Raw genomic sequence first — 26,344 nt, forward strand, 5'->3', positions numbered from 1 at the left:
AAACGCGTAAACAAAAAACAAAACGCTATCGAGATCAAAACCAACAAACCCACTCGCGCGAAGTTCCCCTCGCACCGGGGGACCCGATTTTAGAGCACAGAACTCCCTCAGCGGTTCATTCCGTAGCTTTGCCATCCGGCCCGATTTGCTACCCTACCGACTTAGTCAGTCGCAAGAGCAACGGATATATAACTTAGTAGGTTTCCTACGCAGTGTCAAATCGAAGTTAATCGTCCGCGTTTTCCCCCAGTTTTCAACTGTTTAGGACACTGCTTCCCGGCGCAAAGCATCCTTCAGTTTTATGCGTTCACCGGTGGCCAGGATTCCTCTGCGATACAGCCGCGCCCCCAGCCATACCAAAATCGGCAAAATCGCCAGGTTTATCAACATAGAGAGCCAAGGCTCCCACCACTCCACGGTGGAGGAGGCAAGCTGACGTGCCGGCATCGCGTAGCAGTTAAGGAACGGAATTAGCGAGACCACTTTGATGAACACGCTTCCGGGAGTGAGTACCGAGAAAATGGCGGCGTAGAACCCGCCCAACTGCAGCAAAATGAGCGGAAGCGTGGACTGGCCAACATCTTCTTGACGCGATGCCAGCGCTCCCGCCCCGGCGAATAGCACCATATAGGTCGCTAAGCCCAAGATAAACCACACCAGGTACCAGCCGGAGAAACTGGCCAGGTCAATTCGGATTCCGCTGGTCAAGCCCGAAATTAACAAGGCCACCAGTCCGGCTGAACCCATGATTACGATTTGCAGGGCTCCCAATAATGTGATGCCCAGAATCTTGCCGATGAGGAGCTGCTTAGGAGTAACCGTGGAAACCAAAATTTCCACTATTCGTGAGGACTTTTCTTCGACTACCCCGTTAGCCACCAGTTGTCCCGACGCCATGACGACAATAAATAGCAAGGTAATCAGCACCATGACCACCAGGTAAGCAGCGAAGTTAAAGTCATCCCCGCTAGCCTCGGACTCTGAGATGTCTCTCACCTCGACCTGCACCTGCTGCATTTTCTGACCGATTTCCTGGAAACTACCGCCCAGATTCCCGATATACGAGCTCAACATGACGCTTTGCGCGGTGGCATTAATCATCAACATCGCCGTGGGAGAAGCCGGTCCATCACTAAACACCACCGGCTTGTCCGCAGTGCCACCAATCCCCAGGCTAATTTCTTTGTTTTGTACCGCTTGTTCCAATTCCTGGTCGTTGGCGTATCCCTTGACCTTATACATCGGCACCATCGGGGAAGCCGTATTCAGAAAGGGATTCGCCTCGGGTTCAAAGGCCGGTGCGTAACTTTGGGTTTGGGTGGTTACGCCGATTTTCTCGGTGTCCGCTTCGGAGAGGTGAAAGAAATTTGCCAATCCCCCTGCTATTAGCACCACCAGCACCACCACGATAGTAGAGATAATGGCGGATTTGGATTTCATTCGCACCGAGAACTCGCGCCCGGCAATAATCATGATTTGTTTCATTGCTGACCACCTTTCACATCCTCAGTTTCGGTGCTGACCGTCTCGGTTACCCCGGATTTTGGTTCGCTTTCTTCCACGGCGCTGCGGAAGATTTCCGCAAGCGTGGGGATTACGGGGACAAATTCGGTAACGCCCCCTGCCTCCACCGCTGCTCGCAGTATGGCGTGAGCTGCAGAGCTTTCTGAGAGAACCGGCACCAGCAAACCGCCGGGAATAAACTGTACCGATTGGTTTAATTTCCGGGCAGCTTCCGTCCCTGCCGCAACGGCAGCTTCATCGCCGCACAACCGAACCATCGGAGTCCCCGCCTCTCTTCGCAACTTTTCAACCTCGCCCGAGGCAACTATGGAGCCGCCCGAAAGAATCGATACGTGCGTACACAGCGACTCCACCAGGGACAGCTGATGAGACGAGAAAATGACCGGCACCCCTTGTGACGCGTACTCCTGCAAAACTCCACTCATGACATCTACCGCCAACGGATCCAAGCCCGAAAACGGTTCGTCGAGAATCAACATCACCGGATTGTGAACCAACGCCGCCGCCAGCTGCACGCGCTGTTGGTTGCCGAGGGAAAGTTTTTCCACGTTGTCTTTTAATCGCTCTGACACTCCCAAACGTTGTACCCAGCGCTGGGTTGATTCGCGTGCAGTGCTTCGAGTCTGACCGTGCAGTCTGGCGAAGTATTCCAACTGCTCCCCGACTTTCATCTTTGGATACAGGCCGCGTTCTTCTGGCATATAGCCGATGGAGGTCCGGACCAGGGCGTCAATAGGTTCGCCCCCGAAAGTCACCTGTCCTCGGTTCGCATCAGTGATGCCCATCACGATGCGCATGGTTGTGGTTTTCCCGGCTCCGTTCGCCCCCACAAAACCCATGACCTGGCCAGGTTCCACGTTCATGGAAACACCTCGCAAAACTTCGCGAGTCCCAAAAGATTTGTACAAGCCCTCTATACGCAAAGCTTTACTGTTTTGTTCCAAGATTTCCCCTCACACCAAATCTTCCACCCAAAATGAGGATACAACCATCCCCCGAGCTTCCGGTTCCGTTTGTCCAAGTTTACCGGTGTGGCGTATAGGATAAAACCCATGTCATGGTGGGAAGCGCTAATCCTCGGTATCGTCGAGGGCATTACAGAATACTTGCCGGTCTCTTCAACGGGACACCTCACGATTACTGAATACCTGATGGGTAAACAAATCGATGACGTAGGGATGGTTGCTTTCACAGCGGTCATTCAAATCGGCGCCATCGCAGCGGCAGTACTGTACTTTTGGAGCGATATTTGGCGCATCATTAAGGCTTGGGTGACGGGGGTATTTCACAAGTCCGCCCGCCGCCATCCCGATTACCGTTTCGGCTGGGCCATCATCATTGGGTCCGTGCCGATTGCAGTGGTGGGCTTACTGTTTAAAGATTTTATCGAGACTGGCTTGCGTTCCATGTGGTTCGTGGCGGCCGGATTGGTGGTATGGTCAGCGGTACTGTTCGCTGCCGACCACTATGCAGCCCGCCGGATGGCAAAAAAGCCCGCTCACAGCTTGCGAAACCCCAAATCTGATAATCAAACCACCATAATGCAGGCGTCACTCATTGGTTTGATGCAGTGTGTATCGCTGATTCCTGGGGTTTCGAGGTCCGGAGCAACAATTTCTGCAGGATTGTTCCTCGGCTTTGACCGGGTGCTAGCGACCCGGCTGTCCTTTTTCCTGGGAATTCCGGCTTTGGTCGCCGCGGGGGCTCTCGAGGGCATCAGCAACTTCGATACTATCGGGGAAACCGTAGGCTGGGCACCCACCGTTTTGGGGCTGGTCATGTCGTTTGTAATCGGGTACGTATCCATCGCCTGGTTACTAAAGTTTGTCTCAAAACATAGTTTTAATTCTTTCATCATCTATCGTCTGTGCATCGGCGGGCTGATTGCGGTGCTGCTGATTGCCGGCATTATTCCGGCAAACTGATTTCGGGTATCGTGGAATCCATGAAGACTGAACTGGGGTTGTTTATCTCAACATTCACCACATTGTTTGTAATCATCGACCCTTTTGGGAACCTCCCCGTGTTCATGTCTCTGACCAAAGACCTCCCCAAGAAACAGCGTCAAACCGTCGCTTGGCAGGCTAACCTGTTGGCGATTATCATCCTGTTCGTATTTGGGTTCTTTGGCTTTCAACTGTTCGGCCTGTTAGGAATCAGTCCCGCAGCTTTACAGATTTCTGGCGGACTGTTGCTGTTGATTGTGGCTCTGCAGCTGTTGACCGGCGCGGAAGGGACTGTCGGCGAAGAGGGTGGCTCGTTGAATATCGCCGCCGTTCCTCTGGGCACTCCCCTGTTGGCAGGACCGGGAGCAATAGTAGCTCTGATGGTGGCCATGGGACACGCCGGACAACATCCCCTATCCGTCATCGCGGTGACGGGTGGAACTCTCGCAGTGATGTTCACCTCGTGGCTCGCTATGCATTTTGCTACGCCTATCATCCGGTTCCTAGGCAATTCTGGCGTCGCGGTGATGACTCGATTGGCAGGCATGCTTCTCGCCGCCATCGCTGTGGAGCTGATGATTACCGGTGTCATTTCAATCGTTCAAGATGTAGCAAAAACTCTTTAGTAATCAATAAATAATAAATTATACCTAGATTATGTATTCTATTGTTCCGACGAATATGTACCTGCAGCGGATAAACCCAGCACGGCCCATAGGTAATTGAACTAAGCTGAGGTGGCGACAGGGCGAGTCGACGCTTCACGATTATGCGACACCGCGGCTTCGCCAAAACCTGAGGAGGAAAGCAATGACGCAAGTAAAAGCTTATGCGATGGACGGACCTGATCAACCCTTTCACCCGGTAACCCTGGAACGCCGTGAGCCCGGCCCTACCGAGGTGTATTTCGAAGTGAAATACGCCGGGGTCTGCCACTCCGATATCCACACGGGCCGTGGCGAATGGGGGTCAGTCATCTACCCGCTCACCCCGGGTCATGAGATTGCGGGCGTTGTCACCAAGATTGGAACGAACGTTACAAAATTTAAAATCGGTGACCGCGTCGGCGTGGGCTGCTTCGTGGATTCCTGCGGGCACTGCGAGACTTGCCAAGCTGGCAGCGAACAGTTTTGCCGCAACGACGGAGGCACCATCTGGACTTACAACTGCGTGGGACGTGATGGACTGCCCACAGCTGGAGGCTACTCGCAGGGAATCACCGTTGAACAAGACTATATTTGCCACATTCCGGATTCCATCTCCCTGGACAAAGCTGCTCCGATTATGTGTGCGGGCATCACCTTGTACTCCCCTCTGACTCGCTGGGGCGCGGGTCCCGGCAAGAAGGTTGCTATCGTGGGGATGGGCGGTTTAGGCCACATGGGAGTCCAGATTTCTGCAGCTCTGGGGGCAGAGACTCACGTCATCTCACGTACGCGCTCTAAAGAGGCTGACGCCATGCGTTTCGGGGCAGTGCAGTTACACCCCACCAGTGAAGATGGCGCTTGGGAAGCTATGGCTGGACAATTCGACCTCGTCGTCTCGACACTGAGCGACGGGGTAGAACTTGATGATCTGGTTGCTTGCGTGAAACCTGAAGGTGTCGTGGCTGTAGTCGGACTGCCCGAGCATAGGCAAGAATTCTTGATGCGCAGTGTCGTCAATGATCAAAAGATTATCGCTGGTTCCAGCATCGGAGGCATCGCCAAGACTCAAGAAGTCCTGGATTTTTGCGCCGAGCATGGCATTGCTCCTCAGATTGAAATCATCAGCGGGGATAAAATCAACGAGGCCTGGGATAACGTGGTGAATTCCAAGGTGCGGTATCGCTACGTGATTGACACGTCAACTTTCTGATTCACGCGAGTCCAAAAAGATTTTCCGCGTCACGAAGTTCCACACCGCAACAACCACGGTGGCAAGGATTTTTGTGATGAGAGGGTCGATACGGAACACGACATCGCCGACATAGAGCATGATTTCGTTGATGCCTAAGCCGATGACGGCACCTACGAAGAAGAGGACGATTTCACGTCGGCGCGTCATGTCACTCTTGTGACTGAAAACATAGCGCATGGATGCTGCGTAGTTAAATGCCAGAGAAACACAAAAAGAGATAACCGCCGAGATGAGGTAATGAATTCCTACGATTTTGTACAGAAAAGCAAAAAGTGCATAGTCAATAAAGAAAGCCAGTAATCCGACAATCCCGAAACCGATAATCTGCTTGCACAGATGCCGCAGTTTCTTCCAGAGATGAGACGATTGCGGTGCTGTGGCCATTTCCATATGCTCTACTGTTGTTTACTGCAAAAAAACGGAATCGGTTTCATCCGATTCCGATTCTGATTGTGGAGCATAGGGGATTCGAACCCCTGACCTCAACATTGCGAACGTTGCGCGCTACCAACTGCGCCAATGCCCCGGTTCGTATAGATTGTAGCGGTTGGAGGAGCTAACTTCCAATTTTCCCGGCCCTATAGACAGGCCGGCAAAAATGCGCCGGAGATAGAACGAAAATGCGCTTTAGTCTCCGCTGACGCGACGCCGCTCCAGGATGCTCTCCAAGTCCACCGGGTCCGCACTGACGTCTTCAGCGGCCAGAGCCTCGCCGGCAGGCAGAATCTGGGCTGTCTGAGGACGCATGGGTACCGGGGCATATTGCCAATCGGCACGAAAATCTTGCTCCACCACTACCTGGCGTATGGCACCAGTCTTAAGCGTGTAGGACGGGGTCGGAAGATCAGCCGGATTCCACTTTGTGGTGGTTTCCTGCACAGTTTCAACAGGATTCTCAACGTTTTCAATACCGGAGGCGGTCTCGGATTTCGCATTTTCACCGCGGCGGGAGTCTAGCTTTGCTGCTGATACCTGAGCTTCAGCATTCGTGTCATTTTGTACCGGACGTTCCACATCGGTGCGGCAGTCCGCCTCTTCGGCTAGGCTCACCGCCGTGGCAGACGCGGCTTCATTTGCTATCCGAACCGCTTGAGCCAGCGTACCGGACGCCGGCTTTCCTCCCGCCAGCGAAGCCGCAGCAACCTTGGCCCACTGCTTAGCTCCGCGCATCTCGACAGACTGCAAGGCCGCGCGCCCCGCGGGGCTTTGCGCCAAACGCTTTTCGAGAACTCGAATGGACTGCTGGAAATGACGATCCTGCTCGCGGCCGCGCTTTGCCGCTATCGCTCCCCACGAGATTGTCGCAACGATGCCCAATATGGGTGCCGCCAACACCCACCACGCCAGGAAACCAGTGGCCGCAAAGGCGCTGACTATCGCCAAAGCTAGCATCATGCCACCCAACAGTCCTGCACGACGCCGAGCCGAAGTGACACGATTGGAAGCTGCCGCCGCACGGTCGGCTTTCACTTCCGTGTAGGCTCTCAAATCCTGGGCCATTTTGATGGGCCGAGTCGCCGCACGTCCGAGTTTACCTTGGTTTTTGTGCAGAGCGACCTCGACGGAGTGCGCTTGTTTAACCTGTTGATCCAAGTCCAAGAGGCGCACCCCGTCCGAAAAACGATCATCATTTCGGGCTTGACCCATCAGACGTCGCGATTTGGCCACCTGAGGCAATAGCACCACGGTGACCACCAGTGTCAGGCCTAAAAGAATCCATGCAGAGATACCCACAAACCCAAAATAACGACCGTGCGGTACAAAACGGTCACGCCACTCCGTACTCCCCTCGGAATACCACAGTTTGACTCACAACGAAAACCTCAATAGTTAACAGACACCACAGTGCTAACACTGTTCACGCTGTCTTGCTAGCTAATGTAAACCAGCGGCTAGCCACGCTAACGTGCCGTCTCCAACCTGGCCACCATGCTGCCGGGATGCCATTCTTCCGTAGTAATCGCGAAAGAACTATGATCACGCCACGCCCCATCAATGTAGAGAAAACGCTGGCGCAATCCCTCATAGCGCAGACCGAGCTTTTCTACGACCCGCAGCGAGGGACTATTTTCCGGCCGAATATTAACTTCTAAACGGTGCAGACCGTAGGAGGCGAAACCCCAATCGATGACCATAGCGAGTGCCAGCGGAGTCAGGCCTCGACCGGCGAAGCGAGAGGTAATCCAATAGCCCAGGGCAGCACTCATCTCCGCTCCACGTTGCACCGAGCTGAGAGAAATTTGACCTGCTAGGCGGCCCTCGGCAACGATTCCGAAATACATCCCCTGCCCCAAGCGCACGGTGCGTGCGGCATCTTTCACGAACTCATCAATACTGACCGGGTGCCCCAACCCCGGCGGTGCTCCGGCTTCCCAAGGTGCCAGCCACGCCCGGTCTCCCATTCGCAACTTTTCGATAGCAATGAAGTCGCGACCCTTTAGTTGGCGCACTTCTAACCAATCGAAGTCCGTCTGTAAACCTCGTTGTTTCAGGTTTTCTTCCCGGATAATAACCCGTCGGTACGCCCCCGGGTAAACGGTTTCACCTCGCAAATTACGCATTTTGTAACGCTCATTCCAAAACCATGCAGTGTAAGGTTTGCTGCGGCTGGACTTCCGTAACGTCTTCCGGAACGACCGCGAACGCATTGGCCTGGGCCAAAGCCGCTAGGCGGGCCTGCGGATGCGACCCCAACACTTTTCCGCGGTAGTCTCCAGGTTTTCCAGTCAAAGCCACGGGAACGAACTCACGACGTTCCGCGGGAGAAACCCAACCTCGTGACATTTTGGCCGGCACGGAACTACGGTACAGATTCGACCAGCCCGCCATCTTTCGCAAAGCCGGACGCACAAAGGTCTCAAAAGCAACTTGGGCAGCCACCGGATTACCCGGCAAACAATAAATCGGCACCTCGCCCAGCTTACCCACCCCCAACTGGCGACCCGGAGCAATGGCCACATTGTCAAACCGTACCGAGCCTAAAGGCGTGAGCACGTCCTTTACAGTGTCTGCCGAGCCGTAAGACAAACCTCCCGTGGTAACAATCACATCAGCACGCACCAGCTGGTCTTCGATAGTCTCACGCAACTGCGAGCGCTCATCGGTGACCATAACCCGAAAAGTTTTCGCGTCAACTTCTTCGGCAGCCGCGGCCAAGCAATGACCATTCGCATCATTAACCTGACCCGGTTCACGATGAGCTCCCGGCTCTACAAGTTCATCACCTATGCTCAAAATCACGACCCGAACTCGGGGATGGACCCGCACCCGACTCCTGCCCAGAGCAGCCAATAAGGCGATTTTCTGCGCATCCAAACGTTGGCCGGCGCGCAGTACCGTGGTACCGCCGGGGACATCAATATCGCTGGGAATGACCATAGTGGCGAATCCCGGAGAAACCGGCTGATTGATAGTGACTTGGGAAATACCCATATCTGTAGACTCCACCGGCACAACAGCATCCGCCCCAGGTGGCAGCGGAGCCCCTGAAGCAATCCGGATGGCGCTGCCCGGCACCAATCGAGTCCACACGGTGTCACCCGCTTGAATATCCGCGGTGACAGGCAAGATTGTGGGAGCGTGAGCCACGTCCTGCGCCCGAACCGCGTAACCATCCCCACCAGCCAAATCAGTTGCGGGAAGGCTGGATTCGGCAACAATATCCGCCGATAATACGCAACCCACCGCATCTTCCAGGGGTACTGCCAGTTCCGGCAGCGGCTCGGCGGCCAGTAGGCACAGATTGAGATGTTCCCCAACAGAACGCATCAGCAAGCGCCTGCCTTCCTGCCCTGACCCGCGGCGCTTTCTGTGGAAGTGGGAGCTGCTCCCGGTCCGTCAGGCGAACCGACTAAGCCCCGCATATATTCTCGAAGATGAGCACCGAAATCAGGATTTTCCAGGGAAAGTTCCATTTGCGCCTGCAGGTATCCGGACAAATTACCGGTATCGAAGTGGCGTCCGCGCGAAACAACCCCCCAGACACCGCCGCCTTCCGTAACCGGAATCTCAGCAAAGGCCGCCAGCGCATCCGTAAGCTGGATTTCATTGTTGCGTCCCGGCGGGGTTTGGGCCAAAATCTCAAAAATACGAGAATCCAAAACGTAGCGTCCCATCAAGGCATAAGGCGAACGAACCTGATCCGCTTCCGGTTTCTCAATAATGTCAGCGAGCTTGAACACTTCGTGCCCCGCTGCTGCTGCACCCAGTTCTACCGGCTCAACCCGTGCGGAACTGTAAAGTTTTGCCTCTGCCGCACTGACTTCCATCAGCGCCACCACGCACCCTCCGGTCACCGCGTGCACGTCCAACATAGTCTGCAACAGAGGATCTTCCGGGTGATACAAATCATCCGGAAGCTGCACGACAAAAGGCTGCTCTCCCACGTAATCACGAGCCTGCAGAACGGCGTGACCCAATCCTCGAGCCTGTCCTTGCATGACCAAATCAACCTGGGGCAAGGGTAAATCCTGGGGATTCAACTCGCGGTCGGCGTGGGTAAAAAAATCTCTCAGAGCTGGCTTCCGAGGGCTCGTCACCACGTGAAACTGCTCAATTCCACAGCGGAGGGCTTCATCAATCACTGTCATGATTACCGGCCGATCCACCAAGGGAAATAACTCTTTGGGTACTGATTTCGTCAGAGGATACATCCGGGTTCCCTTCCCAGCGGCGGGGATGACGGAGCACCTAACTTCTAAACTCATGAATCAAGCCTAATCTATCCCGATGTAATAACAAGATAAATAAACGTAAATAAGGCACAATGTTAAGGTGCATGAGATGGAGCTAAACTTACCGGATTTACGTGGGCAAGAGCCCGAAGATGCTAAGCAACAGTTAAGGCAACTCATTCGCAGCGCTCGGGCTCGGCTCAATGATAGCCAAGTTTCCCAGGCCGGTCAGGAAATTAGGAATCGAGTGCTGGAGTTCGCGACAGACTTTCACACAATTGCCTGCTACGTCTCAGTTAAGAACGAGCCTCCGACCTTGGATTTAATCGAGGCACTCTATCAGCAGGGCAAGCGACTGTTGGTGCCAAAGCTGGGCTCGAAACTCAACCGTGATTGGGCTTTTTATGCGGGTCGCGATGATTTGGCTAACCGCTCACCGAACCGGCCAATGGAACCCAGCGGGGAGGCTCTCGATTCCTCTGCCTTAGCAGCTGTAGACCTGGTCATCACCCCTGCTCTAGCGGTTGATCGACAAGGAAATCGCTTGGGTCAAGGCGGAGGTTGGTATGACCGCGCTCTGCCCTATGTCCAGAAACAGACCCCAATCTATGCACTGTGCTACACCCATGAGTTGCAGCGGGAACTGATTCTTCCCACGGACCAGTACGATATTCCGGTAACCGGGGTATTGACGCCCTCTTGTTGCTTCAAGTTGGAAGGCTCCGAGTTTCAAAAGTCGGGAATTTTGCCCGCTTAATTCCCTGCCATAGACCCATTGTCCTGCTGTTTTACTCGATTACAGAGGGTTTTCCACAAGGGTGATAAAAATCGGGTTTTCCACAGGTAGATAGCCCCGGTAGTGGCACGTTTTCCGTCATCTTCCTAGCGTGGACTCATGAGCATGAATCGTTTTTGGAATTGGCGTTACCCCCTCGCCGCGGGTCTGGCTATCATGGCCGTGTTCGTTGTGGTGACGCTCTTTTTACCTGAAAAAGCTGGAGCCACCGTGGTGGTGGTCAAACACGAAATCTGTGCCGGCTGTGAAATTACTGCAAAAGACGTGAGGCTTTCCACCCTGACTCCCTCCGGTGTCCCCCAGGACCACTTTCAAAAACCTGACCGTGTCATCGGGAAAACCGCAGCGGTGAACTTAAGTTCCGGAACCGTGCTGCAGCCTGCATTGCTAGTGGAAAACGCGGTTGAGGACCTGCGGACAGGAGAAGTCGCCTTTGCCATCGAAGTCAGCGACCCCGCGGTAGCAGGGTTCTCCAAGACCGGGCAACCGGTTGAAATTTGGTGTTCCGGGGGGAACGTAGATGGGGAACTGTTAGCTTCCAATGCTCGGGTTGTCGGGGTAAAAGCCGTCTCCGAGAGTTTTCTGGGTACCGGGAGCTCTGCCGCTATCGCTTACCTGGCGGCACCCGAGGACGAAGCTCGCCGAGTCATCGCCGCCAAAGCCGACTACGACCTGAGTTTCGTAGTTCGTCGGTAGTAAATCCCCGCTTACAGTTTCCCGAAATGCGGGGGAATGTCGGCTTTCAGTCGTTTGTCGTTGGTTTCGTCGATTTCATCTGGCGTTTCCGGAGGCGCCTCGAGACTTCCGCCACCGGGAACCGCAAAGGGGTTGTCTTTGCCTTCGTCTTGCCGGGAGATATAGGTGGCCCTACGGTGACGGCGAATTCGCTGGCGTTCCCGTTTCGGTTCGGGCTGAGTCTTTTGAGCGGCAAAAATGTCTCGTGGAGTAGGTTTGTTCTGTTCCATCGTTCTCCTCACAAGGCAGTATTGCGCCGCCGTACCACGTGGCGCAGCACGGCGTCGACTTGGGCACCACGGCGCGATAGCTCTAAGGTCTCCCGCAGTTCCTGCACCTGTTGGTCCTCACTGCGTGCCACCCCGTCAGATTGAATCCACTCCAGCAACTCGTCCAACTGGTCGTCTCCATAAGCTGCCAGGGGCAACCCTTTAGCGACGGGGGGACGCGAGCTGCGAGTGGTGCCGACTACGCGAAGGTTTGGGGCAGCGGGATTTTCCGTAACGGTCTCTCCTGCAGGGTCAGTCTTGACGGAGTCCTCAGTAGGAGTTTCCCCAGGTTTCTGCACCGCAGTGGCTGCCGATGAAGACATTTCTGTACCGTTCAGTACAGGATTTGGATTCTCCGATTCATCCGGGACTTCAATTTGAGGAGCCGCGATGAGAGGAACCGAAAGGGCATTTTTACGGCTAGCCAAAGTCTTTTCCACCGCGTGACGAACTTTTGCCGCCTGTGCCGCCGGGTTGGCAAAAACTTCCATGGTGTAACAGGTAATAACTGTCCAACCGGCCGCCTCAAGGCGAGCGGGCCACAGTCTTTCCCGCCTGCGCAGGGAAGGTTCTCTCACGTAAGTGTCGTCATCGGTCAGCACCGCCACCAGCAGTTCGCTGGGCAACTCGGCGGATCCGATGGCCAGGGGAATCTGAATGCCGTCTTTCAATCCGAAACGAGGAACCACCGTCAGCCCCGCCCGCCACAGACGCTCCGCCAAATCCACCAGAAGACGATCGGGTTCAGATTCGAAAGATTCCGGGGTAGTTAAAGCCCGCTCCATGCCTTCGGGGTTGTCGGCGGACCCCAACAGATCCACCAGCATTCGAGCCCCCGGCTCGCTAAGTTTGGACGCATCGACTTCGTTGGCTCTAAACGCGCTGACGATTTCGAGTCGTTGACGCACGACTTCCAGACAACCAACCACGTGCGCAACCCCGGAAGGGCCAGAAACCGGACCAAAGTTTAACTGGACCCGCCCGTGCGGCGTCTTGGACATACCCAAACTCATAATGACCACGTCACGGCGCAACCCGCCAGCCGTGGCAGAATCGACCACAACGAAAGGCTCCCTCCCGCTCTGGAAGAAATCCTGAGCCTGCGGAACTTTTGCCAAGGCATCGTTCAGGGCGGAACGAATCCGCACGACTGCCCCGGGGTTCAAGCAGACTACCGCCAGGGACTGAGAGGCCCGATTCAGGGCATGATCCAAAATCAGCTCCACCACGCGGGAAATTTCGACCCGAGAGATGACCGGCAATCCATCCCGCGCCAAAGGAGACTCTGAACCGGTTACAACGTGGAGCTTCACCAAAGAAGCCGGGCGTGGGGACGGCACAGGCGCCACGGAGTCACCGTAACCGTGACTGGCCAGGAACAGCGCGACCTGCTCGGAAAGCTCACCCAAATCCGAACGCAGAGAAACGACCGGCAAAACCTTCGCTGCAACCTGAGTAAATCCAGTCCATCCTCGCCGAGAATCACCGAGTACTACCAGCTGCTTGGCTCGCGCAATGAGCGGAATCACTTGAGATAAGTTCATAAAATCCAGATGATCCAGCACCAGGACTTCAATTGTGGAATTTCCATAAATCTGGGCCAGCAGATAGGGCGAAAGCGCCCAGACCGGGCACAGCTGACGGATGAGCGGGGCAAAACTTTGGAAGTCTGACAATGCTCCCATGTCGCCGATTTCTAACACAGATTGCAAAGCTGCGGTGGCGGGAGCCTGTCCCTGGCGCACTCGGTTCGCTAGCTCGTGCATGGCTCGCGCCACGGGATAAGGTAGCGATTCGATTTGTGCCAAATCTAAGGAACGTAAGGTATCCGCCAATTCGTGCATGGCGGCCCCGTCAATACCGGCCAAGACCGGGTCGCTATGCATAATTTTTAGCAAAATGGCTGACCACCAGGCCAAATCTAGTTCTGCCAGAGCTGAATCAGCGGGTACTCGCCGAGCCCGCAAATCATCGAGAAGCGGGCCTAACCCGGACTCTTTCAATTCCTTTAGCAGTTGCACCTGCCGGGGCAGCCGTAAGGCCTGGTCCGTAGTTTCATCGAGGGAGTTTACTAAATTCAAAAGGTCGGCCAGCGGCACTTCCTCCGGTTTCGTTCCTTCCGGAGTGGTGACTTGGCAAAGGATGGGGGCAACCGCCGCAACTTCGGCGAAAATTTGCGCCGAAAGTTCCTGTACCGCCTCGAATTCTTGCGGAATTCGGGGCCAGGCACCCGGCAGTGCATGACGGCGCCACAGGTCACGAAAACTTTGGACGCGCACCAGTTCGCCGTGTAAATCCTGAGGCGTGATTCCCGGACGCAAAGCGTCTTTGGCCTGCTTCACCAGATTGCGCTTATCCTTCCCCTTAATCGGTAAGGAGCGTTCTTGTCGCCATTTGCGACTGGCTGTAGCTATGACCATGTCCGCGGCCGAATGCTCAAAAATTTCGGGTTGGAAAATATCCAGAGATTGCGCCACCCCGGTCAGCATTCCCAGCTGTTCTTTCCAGGCGTTCAGGGTCGAAGGGAGGACCAGCCCAGTTTCTTCGCTGACCCGTTCTAATTCCTGATGCAGCCTTTCCAGGCGACCGTCTGCAAGCGCATGAATTTTTTCGATGGCATCCTGGGCATCTGATTCGGTGGACAACACCACCCCTTTCCAGGGGGATTCTTGCAAGTCTGGTTCAAGCAGACCGGCATCTTGGGCTCGGGTCAACAGTTCACGAGCCCGTTCGCGTCCTTCTTTGCTGGAGTGTTCGTCATCGGCAAGTTCCAGTTTCACTTTTGTGCGCGGCCCCGGCTGAGCGCTGGTTAAATCTGCGAGAGCCTGCAGTGCGGCATAGGCGGAAACCCCCCACGGTTCACGCACCACGTGCAAACGTTGCGTATAAGCGCTGAGCTTGTCTCGAGTTTGGCGCAGCCTCTCGTGTGCATCGCCCAATTCCGTAACTGGTACGGGCGGTTGCGGATACGCGGTGTCCCCGCTCAGCAGTTGGTTTCGGAGAGCGCTACGCCACTCACTAGCTCCTGTCAGATCCAACACGAAACGGCCCAATCCGGCCTTTTGCAAGCCTTCCACCGTCGCCTTACCAATCCGGCGCACTCCTGGTACGTAGCAAACGTGTTTCCCGCTAGCTCCGCAATCAGCCAAAATGGCTTGTACAGTAGATGAACCGGGAGCACCCGGAGGAACCTCAACAAAAATGGAACGTCCGCTGGCAATCAGCTCCACAACTCGAGCCTGGCTTACATCCAAGTCGCCGATACCGCGTTCCAAATCCGGGTCGCGATCCGCCGGACTGGTTTCTGGTAGCGACTCTAAGAGCTCAGCAGCTGCCGATTTGTCTCCCGCAAAGGCTCTGACCAGCGGATTTTTACCGGCGACCGGAAGGATGGTGTCCCAGTCTGAGCTGAGCACCGCACTGGAGACCCCTAGATTGGCAACTAGCAGGTTTTCCTTGAGGTCAAACCCCGGGATGAAGTCCTGTCCCATCCGGCGAATCGCTTCGAGAGCTGGGGTGACGTTCAATCGGCCATCCTCTAAGCTCGAAGCGATTATGGCTTCGGGATTGCAGTCGATATGACGATCCTTAAATGCTTTCACCAAGACCGGGTTCATCACGACCGATCCGCCCATTTTTAATGTGTAGTCCCCATCAACCGCTTCTAGTTCCAACGGACGCATCAGCACGGGCAGGTTAAATTGTTCCAGTTTGAAATGACTCAGCTCAGGGCGAGTCCCCCGTTCAGATTCTTTAAACGGCGGTAGTTGAGTCCAGTTGGCTACCCCAATCACCAGATTCGTGGGGTACAGCCCACAGCGGGACACTGAAGATTTCTTTTCCGCGTCGAGCTTCCTCATCACCGCTCGGGCAGCACCCAAGGCAGCGCTATCACGCAGCAAAGAAGATAACTTTGTCAGCCGGCCGCCATAGAGCTGGGCTATGCCCGCGGGATGCGCCCCGGTTAAATCAAGAAGGTTCTCCAGGGAGTCGATGTCACGGATCCCCTGGGCTCCCGGTGAGGCTGAGGCTTCGCCGGCCCATAGTTTCAGACGCTCTTGGACCGGGTCTACCTCTACAGACTGTAAAACCTCGGTGGCAGCGTCATTCTGGTCAGAGGAATCGGGGTTGAAATTTTCCGCACTCCCCCCAGAGTTTTGTACCGGCTGTTCCAAATCTTCTTCCACATATCCACGATATGTGAAATATGGCACAATTCCGCGATGGCACGCCAAAAAGAGGCGAATCTAGGGAAGTAAAAATGCAGAACTTGCAGTCATGATTACCCCACGGTTTCCAGCTGCCCCAATAAACGCTGAATTACGGTTCCCAGCACCGCAATCAGGTCCTCGCGGCTCATGGAGGCGAGAGGCTCCAGCTTGACCACGTAACGGGACAGCAGAACCCCCAGCATCGCGCTCATCATGAGCTCGATGGGCAAATCCAAATCCGTCCCAATATATTCCCTGATGCTGGCCATAATCTGGTTTTCCACATAGTTCGCAAAAGTCTGTTGGGTCGCCGAATCTTGCAGCAATAGATTAAACAGCGTCTCCAAGGTTCCTGCGGTAGCGGCTTGTTCCCAAGTATTCAGGATGGTGGCAGCCAAACGGTGTCCGGTTTCTTCCGGAGGACCATCCGCCAATGCTGCTGTCATCAACTGTTTGGGGTCTCCTGGCAATGCCAACGATTCCCGCAGGAGCTGAGACTTGGAACGAAAGTAATACGCAATGAGGGCCGGATCGACTCCAGCGCGGCGGGCAATTTCGCGGTAGGTAGCGTGTTTATAGTCCAGTTCGGTAAATGCCGCGTTGGCAGCTGTAAGGATTCTTTTTCGGGTTTTCCCCCGCGGCCCCGTGGGTCCTCTTCGTGATGCGTTAGTATTCTTACCCATTTAGCAAGCCTTACGTTACGTAATTATTTTTTCGAGTTTCAATATTAATTCTCTAGGCTCTACGGCCATTTTCCCGGTAAGCCCAAGGATTCTGTGTTCTATATTATTCTAATTTCAACGCGTTAAAATTTCTCAGTTTTCTGGATATGTTCCTAGCAAGCACGGCAAGCAAATGAATTGAGGCCAATCGTATGAGTGTTACCCCCGCGAACATCATCCGCCTCGGAGTTGATGTGGGCTCCACCACTGTCAAAGCGGTGGCCCTCAACGCACAAGGGCAAAAAGTCTTTGCCGACTATCGCCGTCACAAGGCCGATGTGCGTCGCGAACTCACTCAGCTTTTGGAAGATGTCCTCACCGATTTGGGCGACGTGACTGTGCAAACCGCAGTCACCGGTTCGGGCGGTCTCCAGGTTGCTAACTCAATGCGAGTTCCTTTCGTCCAGGAAGTCATTGCTGAAACCGAAGCGGTGCGCAAACATAGTCCTCACACTGACGTCATCATCGAGCTGGGCGGGGAAGACGCGAAACTGACCTACCTGCATCCGACTCCTGAGCAACGAATGAACGGGTCTTGTGCGGGAGGAACCGGGGCCTTCATCGACCAAATGGCAACCCTGCTAGACACCGATGCCGGGGGGATGAACAGGCTTGCGTCGCAATCACAAACGATTTACCCCATCGCTTCACGTTGCGGTGTGTTTGCCAAATCCGACATTCAACCTTTGCTGAACCAAGGTGCCGCTCACGCGGACATTGCCGCCTCTGTATTCATGGCGGTAGCTACGCAAACTATTGCGGGCCTCGCCAACGGCCGCCCTCTCCGCGGCAACGTCATGTTCCTGGGCGGCCCACTGCACTTCCTGCCGGAACTGCGCCAGGCTTATGAAAAACTGCTTCCCAAAGTGGAAAACTTTTACACACCCCCCGACGCGCAACTCTTTGTGGCCCTGGGCAGCGCCCTACTGGCCGACGGAGGGCGTGCGGGAGGCCAAGCTGCCACCCCGGAGCGCCTAGAAGTCCTGATTGAACGCCTGAAACAGGCCGAAGTCGTCCACGAGTCCACCCGGATGCGCCCGCTGTTTAACAACGACGCGGAACTGAAGGAGTTTCGTCAACGTCACCAGCGCAATTGCATCCAGTCTCTGGACCCAAAGGAAGCGAAAGGACGCTGTTGGCTGGGGATTGACGCCGGCTCTACCACCATTAAAGCGGTGGTCATCGATGAGTCTGACCGCATTGTTTTCTCTCATTACGCCACGAATGAAGGCAATCCTCTCCGGGCAGCCATCGACATTGTTCGCCGGATTCGCCAGGATCTTCCGGCAGGCACCACTATCGGGCGGTCTTGTTCTACCGGCTACGGGGAAGGCCTGATAAAGGCCGGGCTGACCCTGGACGAAGGGGTCGTGGAAACTATGGCTCACTACCGGGCGGCCAACCATATCGCTCCGGGGGTGACTTCGGTGGTGGACATCGGCGGCCAGGACATGAAATTCATCAAGATTAAGGACGGTAGCGTCGACTCGATTTCGGTCAACGAAGCGTGTTCTTCCGGTTGTGGTTCGTTCCTACAAACGTTTGCCGCCACAATGAGCACCACGGTGCAGGAGTTTGCCGCCGCCGCGGTGCAGAGCCCCGATCCGATAGACCTGGGTACCCGGTGTACCGTATTCATGAACTCCTCGGTCAAGCAAGCCCAGAAGGAAGGCGCCGATACCGGGGCTATTGCCGCGGGTCTGTCGTATTCGGTGGTGCGCAATGCCCTGTATAAAGTCATCAAACTCAAAGATCCCTCAGATTTGGGCGACAAAGTCGTGGTGCAGGGAGGTACTTTCCTGAATGATGCCGTCTTGCGGGCTTTCGAGTTACTGACGAAACGCGAAGTGATTCGCCCCAATATCGCCGGTCTGATGGGAGCCTACGGGGCGGCCTTGAGCGCCAAAATGCACGACGACCCCACCACGCAGTCCACGTTAGCCAGCTTGGCGGATTTGGATGCTTTCGATGTCGAAACTACCCACAAAACCTGCAATTTTTGCCAAAACCACTGCAAGGTAACGATTTCTACCTTTGCTAACGGCTCTCGCCACGTCACCGGCAACCGTTGCGAACGCGGCGCTAGCTTGGAAAAACGGCCTCAAAAGTCCCAGACTCCAAACCTTTATGACTGGAAATACCGCCGGTTGTTCGCTTACCGTCGTCTGACTGAGGACAAAGCCACTCGCGGGGATATCGGCATCCCTCGGGTCTTGGGGATGTATGAGGATTACCCACTGTGGTTCACAATTTTGAGCCAACTCGGTTTTCGCGTCATGATTTCGGGGCGGTCCTCCCACGAGCTGTTTGAACAGGGAATGGAATCAATCCCCTCAGAAAATATTTGTTATCCGGCGAAACTGGCTCACGGGCATATCGAGCAACTGCTGGAAAAAGGGGTGAAAACAATTTTCTACCCCTGCGTGAATTACAACATGCCCCGCAATCCTAAAGCGGATAATAACTACAACTGTCCGGTCGTAGCCACCTATCCCGAGGCTCTGCGTCACAACCTGGAAAGCCTCGATGCCCCCGGAGTGCGCTTCATCTCGCCGTTCTTAAACATGGCAGACCCAGACTTTGTGGCGAAACGTCTGACTGAAGTCTTTGCTGACTGGAACGTCACTATCGAGGAGGCCACCGCTGCAGTTCACGCCGGTTATGCCGAGGACGCGCGGGTCAAAAACGAGATTCGCGAGCAGGGTCGTCTGGCTCTGGAATGGATGCGCGCAAACGGCAAGCGCGGTGTGGTGCTAGCAGGTCGTCCCTACCACTTGGATCCGGAAATCAATCATGGGATTCCTGAGGCGATTATCAGCTTGGGCATGGCCGTACTGACGGAGGACTCTATCGCTGACGGACGTCTGGAACTACCCCTGCGGGTGCGTGACCAGTGGACTTACCACTCTCGCTTGTACGAGGCAGCCGCACGAGTCGCCGCGGAACCAGACTTGGAGCTGGTACAGCTGACCTCCTTTGGCTGTGGTCTCGATGCCGTCACTGCAGAGCAGGTGCAAGAAATCCTGGAAGGCCAAAACGATATCTTTACCCAACTGAAGATTGACGAAGTCTCAAACTTGGGAGCGGCAACCATTCGGCTGCGTTCCCTAGCCGCGGCCTCCATAGAGCGCGAGGAACGCACCAAACGTAAGGAAAACACCATCAACGTCGCCGGCCTAACCGGCAGCGCTAACGTTGACAACACGGGCAGTGTAAACATAAGTTTCCTGCCCAATACTTCGACCGAAACTGCTCAAAACGATTACAAGGCCGCTGGTGAGGCTCTCACGTCGGCGACGGTGGCTACTTTCCCGGTCAGCCCCACCCGCCCGGAGGGGGTACCCAGTCCCCTATCCTCGGTCTTTGCTGCCGCCAAGAATCCTGCGAGCCACATCTACGAGGCACATCCCTTCACGAAAGAGATGCGAGACGCGGGCTACACCATTCTGGTGCCGCAAATGGCCACCATCCAATTCCGTATCGCGGAGCCGATTCTGAAACGCAAAGGGTACAACATTCGGCTACTGGAAAATGTTGACGCCCAAACCATGGAGACCGGGCTGAAATACATCAATAATGATGCCTGCTACCCCTCGCTGGTGGTGCTGGGTCAGCTCATTGACGAATTCGTCTCTGGACGGGCCGATCCGAATAAAACTGCCGTAGCCATGAGCCAGACCGGCGGTATGTGCCGGGCGACGAACTATGCTTCGCTGTTGCGCAAGGGACTGCGAGATGCCGGATATCCGCAGGTTCCGGTTATTGCCATGTCCTTGCAGGGGCTGGAGGAAAATCCCGGGTTTACGTTTACGATTCCGATTTATCATCGAATTATTCAAGCCTTGGTCATCGGCGATGCCATTCAAAAGATGCTGCTGCGGGTACGCCCTTACGAGGCGGCTCCCGGTTCCGCGATGGCTCTCTATGAGCGCTGGAACGAATTGTGGCGCGAATGGTTTGCTTCGGGAGGAAAACGGGTCGGCGGTTTCGGGCGCGTCAGCTACTCCAAGCTCACCAAGATATGCGTGCGCGAGTTCGATGCCCTCCCGCTGCGGAATATCCCCCGCAAACCGCGGGTCGGGATTGTCGGAGAGATTCTGGTCAAGTTCCACCCCTACGCCAACAATCACGCGGTACAAACCATCGAGGATGAAGGCTGCGAAGCGGTCCTTCCTGGCCTACTGCAGTTCTTTGAGTACTCGCTGGCGGACGGGAAATGGGACTGGGAAAACCTGGGGATGAATCCGATATCCCGGTTTACAAAACCGCTGGCACTGTGGGTTTTGCGCCAATATACCGCAACGGTGAACAAGGCGATGTCCGCCACCAACGGCAAATTCCTGCCCGGTCGCAACATCATGGATATGTATGAACGTTCCAAAGACATTGCGTCCATGGGTAACCAAGCTGGTGAAGGCTGGTATTTGGTTTCTGAAATGGTGGACATGATTGAAGATGGCTGCCCAAATATCATTTGTGTGCAGCCCTTCGCTTGCCTGCCTAACCACATTGTTGGCAAAGGCATGTTTCGACCGTTGCGCAACCGCTATCCCCAGGCAAATATTGTCGGAATCGACTATGACCCCGGGGCTTCGGCCGTAAACCAGCTGAATCGGATTAAGCTCATGATTTCGACCGCAAAGATTAATGAGGGGCGCGATTTGGACTTCAGCAAGTCGGAGGCGGAATTGCCCGAATTGTCAACGGCTAAATCCGCCGCAACGTGTTGTCCCACCCCGGACGAACCGGCACTGCTGGGTATGCCGACCTTGCCCAGCCAAGAATAAACGAAAGCGCCCCCGAGCCGATTCGAACGGCCGACCTACCGCTTAGGAGGCGGTTGCTCTATCCACTGAGCTACGAGGGCAACGTTACCAAGTCTACTGTGTTTTCAGCGTGATTTTAAACCTGACTGACACAAGACCGACTGTGATAAAAAGTGAGAGTGGAGCCGGAATCCCGACTCCACTCGACTAAGTTATAAAGTTACTGGCCGATGCGCACGTATTCAGGGTTGCCGTAAACCTGCTGCACCCTCACGGATTCGCCAGGGCGCGGAGAGTGGACCATCTTGCCTTCGCCGAGGTACACGCCAACGTGGCCGCCATAGTAGACGATGTCGCCCGCTTGGGCTTCCCCAGCGGAAACATGCTTACCGGAGGCGCCTTGCCCCCACGAAGTGCGGGGCAGGGCAATCCCAGCCTGGTTGTAGACGTACCCGACGAAACCGGAGCAATCAAAACCATTAGGAGAGGTTCCGCCATAAACGTAGGGCACTCCCTGGTAGCGCAGGGCAATGTCTGCAATAGAACCACCGGCGATATTGGCCGGGATGGAAATGGGAGCGGCCGAAACCGCGGCGTGGCCGACGTTGCGATTAGCAGTGCCGTGATTGTTATTAGCACGCCGAGTCTGAGCCTGCGCTTGCTGTTGCTGAGCCGGTACCTCGACTTGGCCTTCGGTCCAGGCCACGTTCTCCGGGGCAGTTACCACCGGGTTGGCGGCAACGGCGAGGTGTGCCTGCGCAACAGCATCGCCTACCTGGGCGGAAACCGGTACTTTAGCCTGGGAAGGGGTGTCTGCGGCTTCTGGAGCAGCGATGGCCGAGCCGGCCCAAACGGTGCCCAATGCCAAACCGGCGGAGGCCGCGGCTACAAACCCTTTCTTTCCATCGATATTTTTCAAAGAATCTAAAGGTGTAACAGGCTTTGTTGCGGCGCGATGCCGAGCCCGTGAAGTGGTGTTAGCCAACCTTGTCCCTTTCCTTGAAGGCCTGATTTCAAGTTCAGGTTCCGGACGGTTCAATCCGTCCTAAGAACGTGTTCCTAACACTACACCAAAGAAATTCAAATGTCACATTTGGATAACAATTCCCCGTGATTTTGACAAGACTTGGACAATTTTTGCCTATAGCTTTATGAAAAAATGCTTAAAAAGGTCGCGAGGAATTGCTACTACCGGCGAGTCTTTTTCACTACTTTTCCCTGTACTTTCAAGGAAAAGTGCGGCAATCTCAGCACCATCATCAAACCTGAGTGTAACCTTAGAGCCAGGTAACATTTTGGCTTCACTTAATTTCTTAAGAACACCCTCTGAGGCCTGCACCGGCTCTCCGATTCTTCCAATCTGGACAGTTCCTCCGTCAGGGTGACGGCGCCAGTAAGAATCCAGGGTAGCTCCTTCAACGGCGGGGTCGAAATTCTTATAGTTCTTAACCCGGCGGGGTATCGGATTGCCGTAGGGATCTTGGTCGGGCATTTGCAGCAGAGCCAGGAGCAAGGACTCAACTTTTGCGCTCATGACGTGCTCCCAACGGCAGGCTTCATCGTGGGCTTCGTCCCAGGGCAGACCAATGACATCGGTTAAGAGCCGTTCCGCCAGCCGGTGTTTGCGAATGACTTCGGTGGCCGCGTGCAACCCCTGTTCTGTCAACGTAATTTTCCGGTCGTCTTCCAAACTCAGCAGTCCGTCGCGCTCCATGCGAGAGATGGTCTGACTGACTGTCGGCCCTGAATGGCCTAATCTCTCCACGATTCGGGCTCGCAACGGAGCCACTCCGTCTTCCATCATCTCGTAGATGACCTTGAGATACATTTCCGTAGTATCGACCAGTTCACTCATTCGCGTGGCTCTTTCTGCATCGTGACTTCTCAGCAACAATCAGGTTTTACGCCGCCAAGAACAACTCTAACTTATCAAAATTCTTAACTAGCGGGCACCTCTCCGGTCAGGTTCGTTCCTTCAATCAGTGTTCCCGGTCTGATTCTCTATTCTTCACAAGAGCCTTGGGGCTGGCTTCCGCGGATTGTTCGGGCTGATGCGGGTGGTGGCATAATCAAAATGTGAGTGAATATGCGAACTTAAAGATTCCCGCCGAACTTTTACCGAAAGACGGCCGTTTTGGCTGCGGCCCCACCCTGATTCGTCGTGAGCAACTGGAGCATTTGGGTAATTCAATCCTCATGGGTACTTCCCACCGTCAGCCCCCGGTAAAGGATTTGGTGGCCGACTGTATCTCTCGGATGCGTACCCTTTTTGAGGTTCCCGCTGATTACACGGTGGCTCTAGGCAACGGCGGAGCCACCACCTTTTGGGCTGCCGCCACAGCGTCTTTGGTTCGCCGCCTTGCCGCCCATGCCGTTTTTGGTTCTTTCGGTGAAAAATTTGCCACAGAGACTTCGGGGGCGCCCTTCCTTGAGGAATCACTGATTACCAAGGCGGAGTTGGGCGACTCGACCCTTCCGCAGCTTAGCGAGCAGGCCGATGTTTACGCTTGGCCGCAGCAGGAAACTTCTACCGGGGCGATTGCGCCGGTGAAACGCCTGGGTCACGCGGATCAGCTGGTGTTGATTGACGCGACTTCCATCGCCGGTTCTGTACCGGTCGATTTAACCCAGGCTGATGCTTACTATTTTTCCCTGCAAAAGGCTCTGGGGTCAGATGGCGGGCTGTGGTTCGCTTTCCTCTCACCCCAAGCGGTGGACCGTGCCGCTGAGATTACCGAAAAGCCCTCCGCGGGTCGCTGGATTCCCTCCATCTTGAACTTGAAAACTGCAGTGGCAAATTCCGTAAAGAACCAGACTTTGAATACGCCGGCCATCGCTACGTTGGAATTGCTGCACTCCCAACTGCAGTGGTTGGATAGCCTCGGCGGGCTTCAGGCGGCGCAACAGAGGGTTCGCGCCAGCTCGGATGCAATCTATACGTGGGCCGAATCGAAGCCGTTCGCTTCTCCCTTTGTCTCAGACCCCGCAAAGCGCTCCCCGGTCGTTTCTACCGTAGAGTTCGATGGCTCTGTTGACACCGCGGCTCTGCTCCAGATTTTGCGCGCCAACGGCATTGTAGATGTCAGCCCGTACCGCGCGGTAGGACGCAACCAGTTGCGCATCGGAACTTTCCCCTCGACCGACCCCGCCGCCACGGCAGCGCTGCTGGCGTGTCTCGACTACGTCGTCGAACGCCTCTAGCCGGAAATAAATGTCAAAAGACCCGACCAACGTCTTGGCCGGGTCTTTTGTTGCGGGACTCAGTTAGGCAAAAAGAGCCTGAATGGGTCCCAGGGCGAAGTAGATAACGAACAAGATACCTACCACCCACATCAACGGGTGAATCTCTTTGAACTTACCGCGCGCTAATTTCACGATGACGAAAGCAATGCAGCCAAAACCAATACCGGCGGTAATCGAGTACGAGAAAGGCATCATGGCGATAGACAGGAAAGCCGGAATCGCGTTTTCCGCGTTCTTCCAATCTATGTCCGCCACCTGCGTCATCATCAAAAATCCCACAAAGACCAGAGCAGTTGACGCAGCTTCTGCCGGCACCAGCTCTACCAGCGGAGCAAAGAACATGGACAGCAGGAAACACACCCCAACCACGACGGAAGACAAACCGGTACGGGCTCCCGCGCCAACACCGGAGGTGGACTCCACGTAGGACGTGTTCGAGGAAACACCGCCCAAGCCGCCGGCCATAGCAGCCAGAGAGTCAATGAGCAGAATCTGGAGAGTGCGCGGCGGGTTGCCTTTCTCATCGAGCAAACCACCGGCGGCGCCAACACCGACCATCGTACCCATGGTGTCAAAGAAGTCTGCCAGCATCAGGGAGAAAATCAGTAGCAACACGGAAATTACCGGGAGCTTAGCGAATGCCCCAAAGAAGTCAATTTGACCAAAGGTGGCGAAATCCGGAAGTTGTACGGGCGAGCCCTCCAGAGCAGGAACATTCTTGGTCCAGCCGGTCTCGTTGACGACTTTGCCAGTCTCATCAGTCATCAGCGGAATCTTGAGAATCGCTTGGAGAATGACCGCGAGAACGGAAGACACCACAATCCCGATGAGGATGGCCGCCTGAACCTTGCGAACGTAGAGAACCAAAATGACTACAAAACCAATGAGGAACACGACCATCGGCCAGCCGGCAAAGGATCCTCCAATACCGAGCTGAACCGGGGTGCCTCCCGGACGAACCACCCCCGCGTTGATGAGGCCGACCAGCGTAATGAATAAACCAATGCCAACGGAGATAGCGACTTTCAGCTGGCTGGGGACGGCATTAAAGACGGCTTCGCGGAAACCCGTGACCACCAGCAACGTGATGGCGACGCCCTCCCAAAAGATGAGTCCCATCGCTTCGCCGTAGGACAGTCCGAAAGGACCAAGCACCAGGGTAAAAGACACCATCGCGTTCAGCCCCATGCCGGCAGCCAGCGCTAGGGGGAAGTTTGCTACCAGCCCCATCAGGATAGTCATCAAGCCGCCGACCAGAGCCGTTCCAGCTGCGATGGAAGCGGGGGTGACATTTTCAGCTCCACCGGCGCCGGCCGCCGCAATCAGGATGGAGGGGTTGACGACCAAGATGTAAGCCATCGCAAAGAAGGTCACCAGGCCGCCGCGGATTTCTTGCCTTACGGAAGATTTACGCTTGGAGAGTTCGAAAAAACCATCAAGTCCTCTGTTGGTGCGCGGGGAACCACTAGTGGTTTTATTACCGGAATTGTTTGCAGTTTTCGTTGTATTATTGCTCACCGCTTAACGCTAGTCTTTTCTGTGACGATAAACCAAAACGCA

Annotated in this window: 20 protein-coding genes and 2 tRNA genes; 7 read left to right on the forward strand and 15 right to left on the reverse strand. The window is 55.2% G+C overall.

The genetic code is table 11. From position 1 onward, the window contains the following. Positions 1-261: 261 nt before the first annotated feature. Both Q0V70_RS05170 and Q0V70_RS05175 read right to left on the reverse strand, forming a co-directional pair. Positions 262-1,485 carry an ABC transporter permease gene (locus Q0V70_RS05170; RefSeq protein ID WP_297589202.1) on the reverse strand — a complete coding sequence of 408 codons (1,224 nt, stop codon included), beginning with the start codon at positions 1,483-1,485 and terminating at the stop codon, positions 262-264. Further along, complete coding sequence (locus Q0V70_RS05175; protein ID WP_297589204.1) at positions 1,482-2,468, reverse strand: ABC transporter ATP-binding protein; 987 nt, start codon at positions 2,466-2,468, stop codon at positions 1,482-1,484. The genes Q0V70_RS05170 and Q0V70_RS05175 overlap by 4 nt, the downstream gene beginning before the upstream one ends. A gap of 108 nt (positions 2,469-2,576) precedes the next feature. Here Q0V70_RS05175 and Q0V70_RS05180 point away from each other — a divergent pair, with 108 nt between their 5' ends. From Q0V70_RS05180 to Q0V70_RS05190, 3 genes are all read left to right on the forward strand, one after another. After that, the gene (locus Q0V70_RS05180) at positions 2,577-3,449 is read left to right on the forward strand and encodes an undecaprenyl-diphosphate phosphatase (RefSeq protein ID WP_297589206.1); all 873 of its coding nucleotides are present in this window, start codon (positions 2,577-2,579) and stop codon (positions 3,447-3,449) included. After that, positions 3,446-4,096, forward strand: a complete 651-nt coding sequence (locus tag Q0V70_RS05185; protein WP_297589626.1) for a MarC family protein — start codon at positions 3,446-3,448, stop codon at positions 4,094-4,096. The genes Q0V70_RS05180 and Q0V70_RS05185 overlap by 4 nt, the downstream gene beginning before the upstream one ends. 184 nt (positions 4,097-4,280) lie before the next feature. Next, positions 4,281-5,327, forward strand: coding sequence for an NAD(P)-dependent alcohol dehydrogenase (locus tag Q0V70_RS05190; protein WP_297589208.1), 1,047 nt, complete (start codon positions 4,281-4,283; stop codon positions 5,325-5,327). Here the strand turns inward: Q0V70_RS05190 and Q0V70_RS05195 are convergent. The 6 genes from Q0V70_RS05195 to Q0V70_RS05220 form a co-directional block, all read right to left on the reverse strand. After that, a complete protein-coding gene (locus Q0V70_RS05195) occupies positions 5,316-5,753 on the reverse strand; it encodes a GtrA family protein (protein WP_297589210.1) in 438 nt (145 codons plus the stop codon). The two genes, Q0V70_RS05190 and Q0V70_RS05195, sit on opposite strands and share 12 nt — an antisense overlap. Before the next feature lie 69 nt (positions 5,754-5,822). Beyond that, positions 5,823-5,895, reverse strand: a tRNA-Ala gene (locus Q0V70_RS05200). A 101-nt stretch (positions 5,896-5,996) separates the two neighbouring features. Then, positions 5,997-7,103 (reverse strand): hypothetical protein, encoded by a 1,107-nt coding sequence (locus tag Q0V70_RS05205; RefSeq protein WP_297589213.1) that lies wholly within the window; start codon positions 7,101-7,103, stop codon positions 5,997-5,999. A 167-nt stretch (positions 7,104-7,270) separates the two neighbouring features. Next, a complete protein-coding gene (locus tag Q0V70_RS05210; protein WP_297589216.1) occupies positions 7,271-7,930 on the reverse strand; it encodes a GNAT family N-acetyltransferase in 660 nt (219 codons plus the stop codon). Between the two features lie 10 nt (positions 7,931-7,940). Then, positions 7,941-9,137, reverse strand: a complete 1,197-nt coding sequence (gene glp / locus Q0V70_RS05215; protein WP_297589218.1) for a gephyrin-like molybdotransferase Glp — start codon at positions 9,135-9,137, stop codon at positions 7,941-7,943. After that, positions 9,137-10,075, reverse strand: a complete 939-nt coding sequence (locus tag Q0V70_RS05220) for a UTP--glucose-1-phosphate uridylyltransferase (RefSeq protein WP_297589221.1) — start codon at positions 10,073-10,075, stop codon at positions 9,137-9,139. The genes glp and Q0V70_RS05220 overlap by 1 nt, the downstream gene beginning before the upstream one ends. A 76-nt stretch (positions 10,076-10,151) precedes the next feature. Between Q0V70_RS05220 and Q0V70_RS05225 the strand changes: the two genes are divergently transcribed. Both Q0V70_RS05225 and Q0V70_RS05230 read left to right on the forward strand, forming a co-directional pair. Then, positions 10,152-10,799, forward strand: a complete 648-nt coding sequence (locus Q0V70_RS05225; protein ID WP_297589223.1) for a 5-formyltetrahydrofolate cyclo-ligase — start codon at positions 10,152-10,154, stop codon at positions 10,797-10,799. A 138-nt stretch (positions 10,800-10,937) separates the two neighbouring features. Then, positions 10,938-11,534, forward strand: a complete 597-nt coding sequence (locus tag Q0V70_RS05230) for an SAF domain-containing protein (RefSeq protein WP_297589225.1) — start codon at positions 10,938-10,940, stop codon at positions 11,532-11,534. Positions 11,535-11,545: 11 nt separating this feature from the next. On the opposite strand, the gene Q0V70_RS05235 is transcribed toward Q0V70_RS05230, so the two are convergent. From Q0V70_RS05235 to Q0V70_RS05245, 3 genes are all read right to left on the reverse strand, one after another. Continuing rightward, complete coding sequence (locus Q0V70_RS05235) at positions 11,546-11,803, reverse strand: hypothetical protein (protein WP_297589228.1); 258 nt, start codon at positions 11,801-11,803, stop codon at positions 11,546-11,548. An 8-nt stretch (positions 11,804-11,811) separates the two neighbouring features. Next, positions 11,812-16,029 (reverse strand): DNA helicase, encoded by a 4,218-nt coding sequence (locus tag Q0V70_RS05240; protein ID WP_297589230.1) that lies wholly within the window; start codon positions 16,027-16,029, stop codon positions 11,812-11,814. A 95-nt stretch (positions 16,030-16,124) separates the two neighbouring features. Further along, positions 16,125-16,736: a TetR family transcriptional regulator gene (locus Q0V70_RS05245; RefSeq protein WP_297589233.1), complete on the reverse strand. Its 612-nt coding sequence runs from the start codon at positions 16,734-16,736 to the stop codon at positions 16,125-16,127. 191 nt (positions 16,737-16,927) lie between these two features. On the opposite strand from Q0V70_RS05245, the gene Q0V70_RS05250 reads away from it, so the two are divergent. After that, complete coding sequence (locus Q0V70_RS05250; protein ID WP_297589236.1) at positions 16,928-21,562, forward strand: acyl-CoA dehydratase activase-related protein; 4,635 nt, start codon at positions 16,928-16,930, stop codon at positions 21,560-21,562. A 7-nt stretch (positions 21,563-21,569) separates the two neighbouring features. Here the strand turns inward: Q0V70_RS05250 and Q0V70_RS05255 are convergent. The 3 genes from Q0V70_RS05255 to Q0V70_RS05265 form a co-directional block, all read right to left on the reverse strand. After that, positions 21,570-21,642: transfer RNA gene (locus Q0V70_RS05255), tRNA-Arg, on the reverse strand. Between the two features lie 119 nt (positions 21,643-21,761). Then, a complete protein-coding gene (locus Q0V70_RS05260) occupies positions 21,762-22,526 on the reverse strand; it encodes a C40 family peptidase (protein WP_297589238.1) in 765 nt (254 codons plus the stop codon). 156 nt (positions 22,527-22,682) lie between these two features. Further along, positions 22,683-23,396, reverse strand: coding sequence for a metal-dependent transcriptional regulator (locus tag Q0V70_RS05265; RefSeq protein ID WP_297589240.1), 714 nt, complete (start codon positions 23,394-23,396; stop codon positions 22,683-22,685). Between the two features lie 221 nt (positions 23,397-23,617). Between Q0V70_RS05265 and serC the strand changes: the two genes are divergently transcribed. Then, on the forward strand, positions 23,618-24,742 hold the full coding sequence (gene serC / locus Q0V70_RS05270; protein WP_297589243.1) for a phosphoserine transaminase: 1,125 nt from the start codon (positions 23,618-23,620) through the stop codon (positions 24,740-24,742). A 63-nt stretch (positions 24,743-24,805) separates the two neighbouring features. Here the strand turns inward: serC and Q0V70_RS05275 are convergent, their stop codons facing one another. Continuing rightward, positions 24,806-26,302: an NCS2 family permease gene (locus Q0V70_RS05275; RefSeq protein WP_297589246.1), complete on the reverse strand. Its 1,497-nt coding sequence runs from the start codon at positions 26,300-26,302 to the stop codon at positions 24,806-24,808. Between the last annotated feature and the right edge of the window lie 42 nt (positions 26,303-26,344).

It is taken from the genome of uncultured Mobiluncus sp. (assembly GCF_947087965.1).
Taxonomy (GTDB): Bacteria; Actinomycetota; Actinomycetes; order Actinomycetales; family Actinomycetaceae; genus Mobiluncus.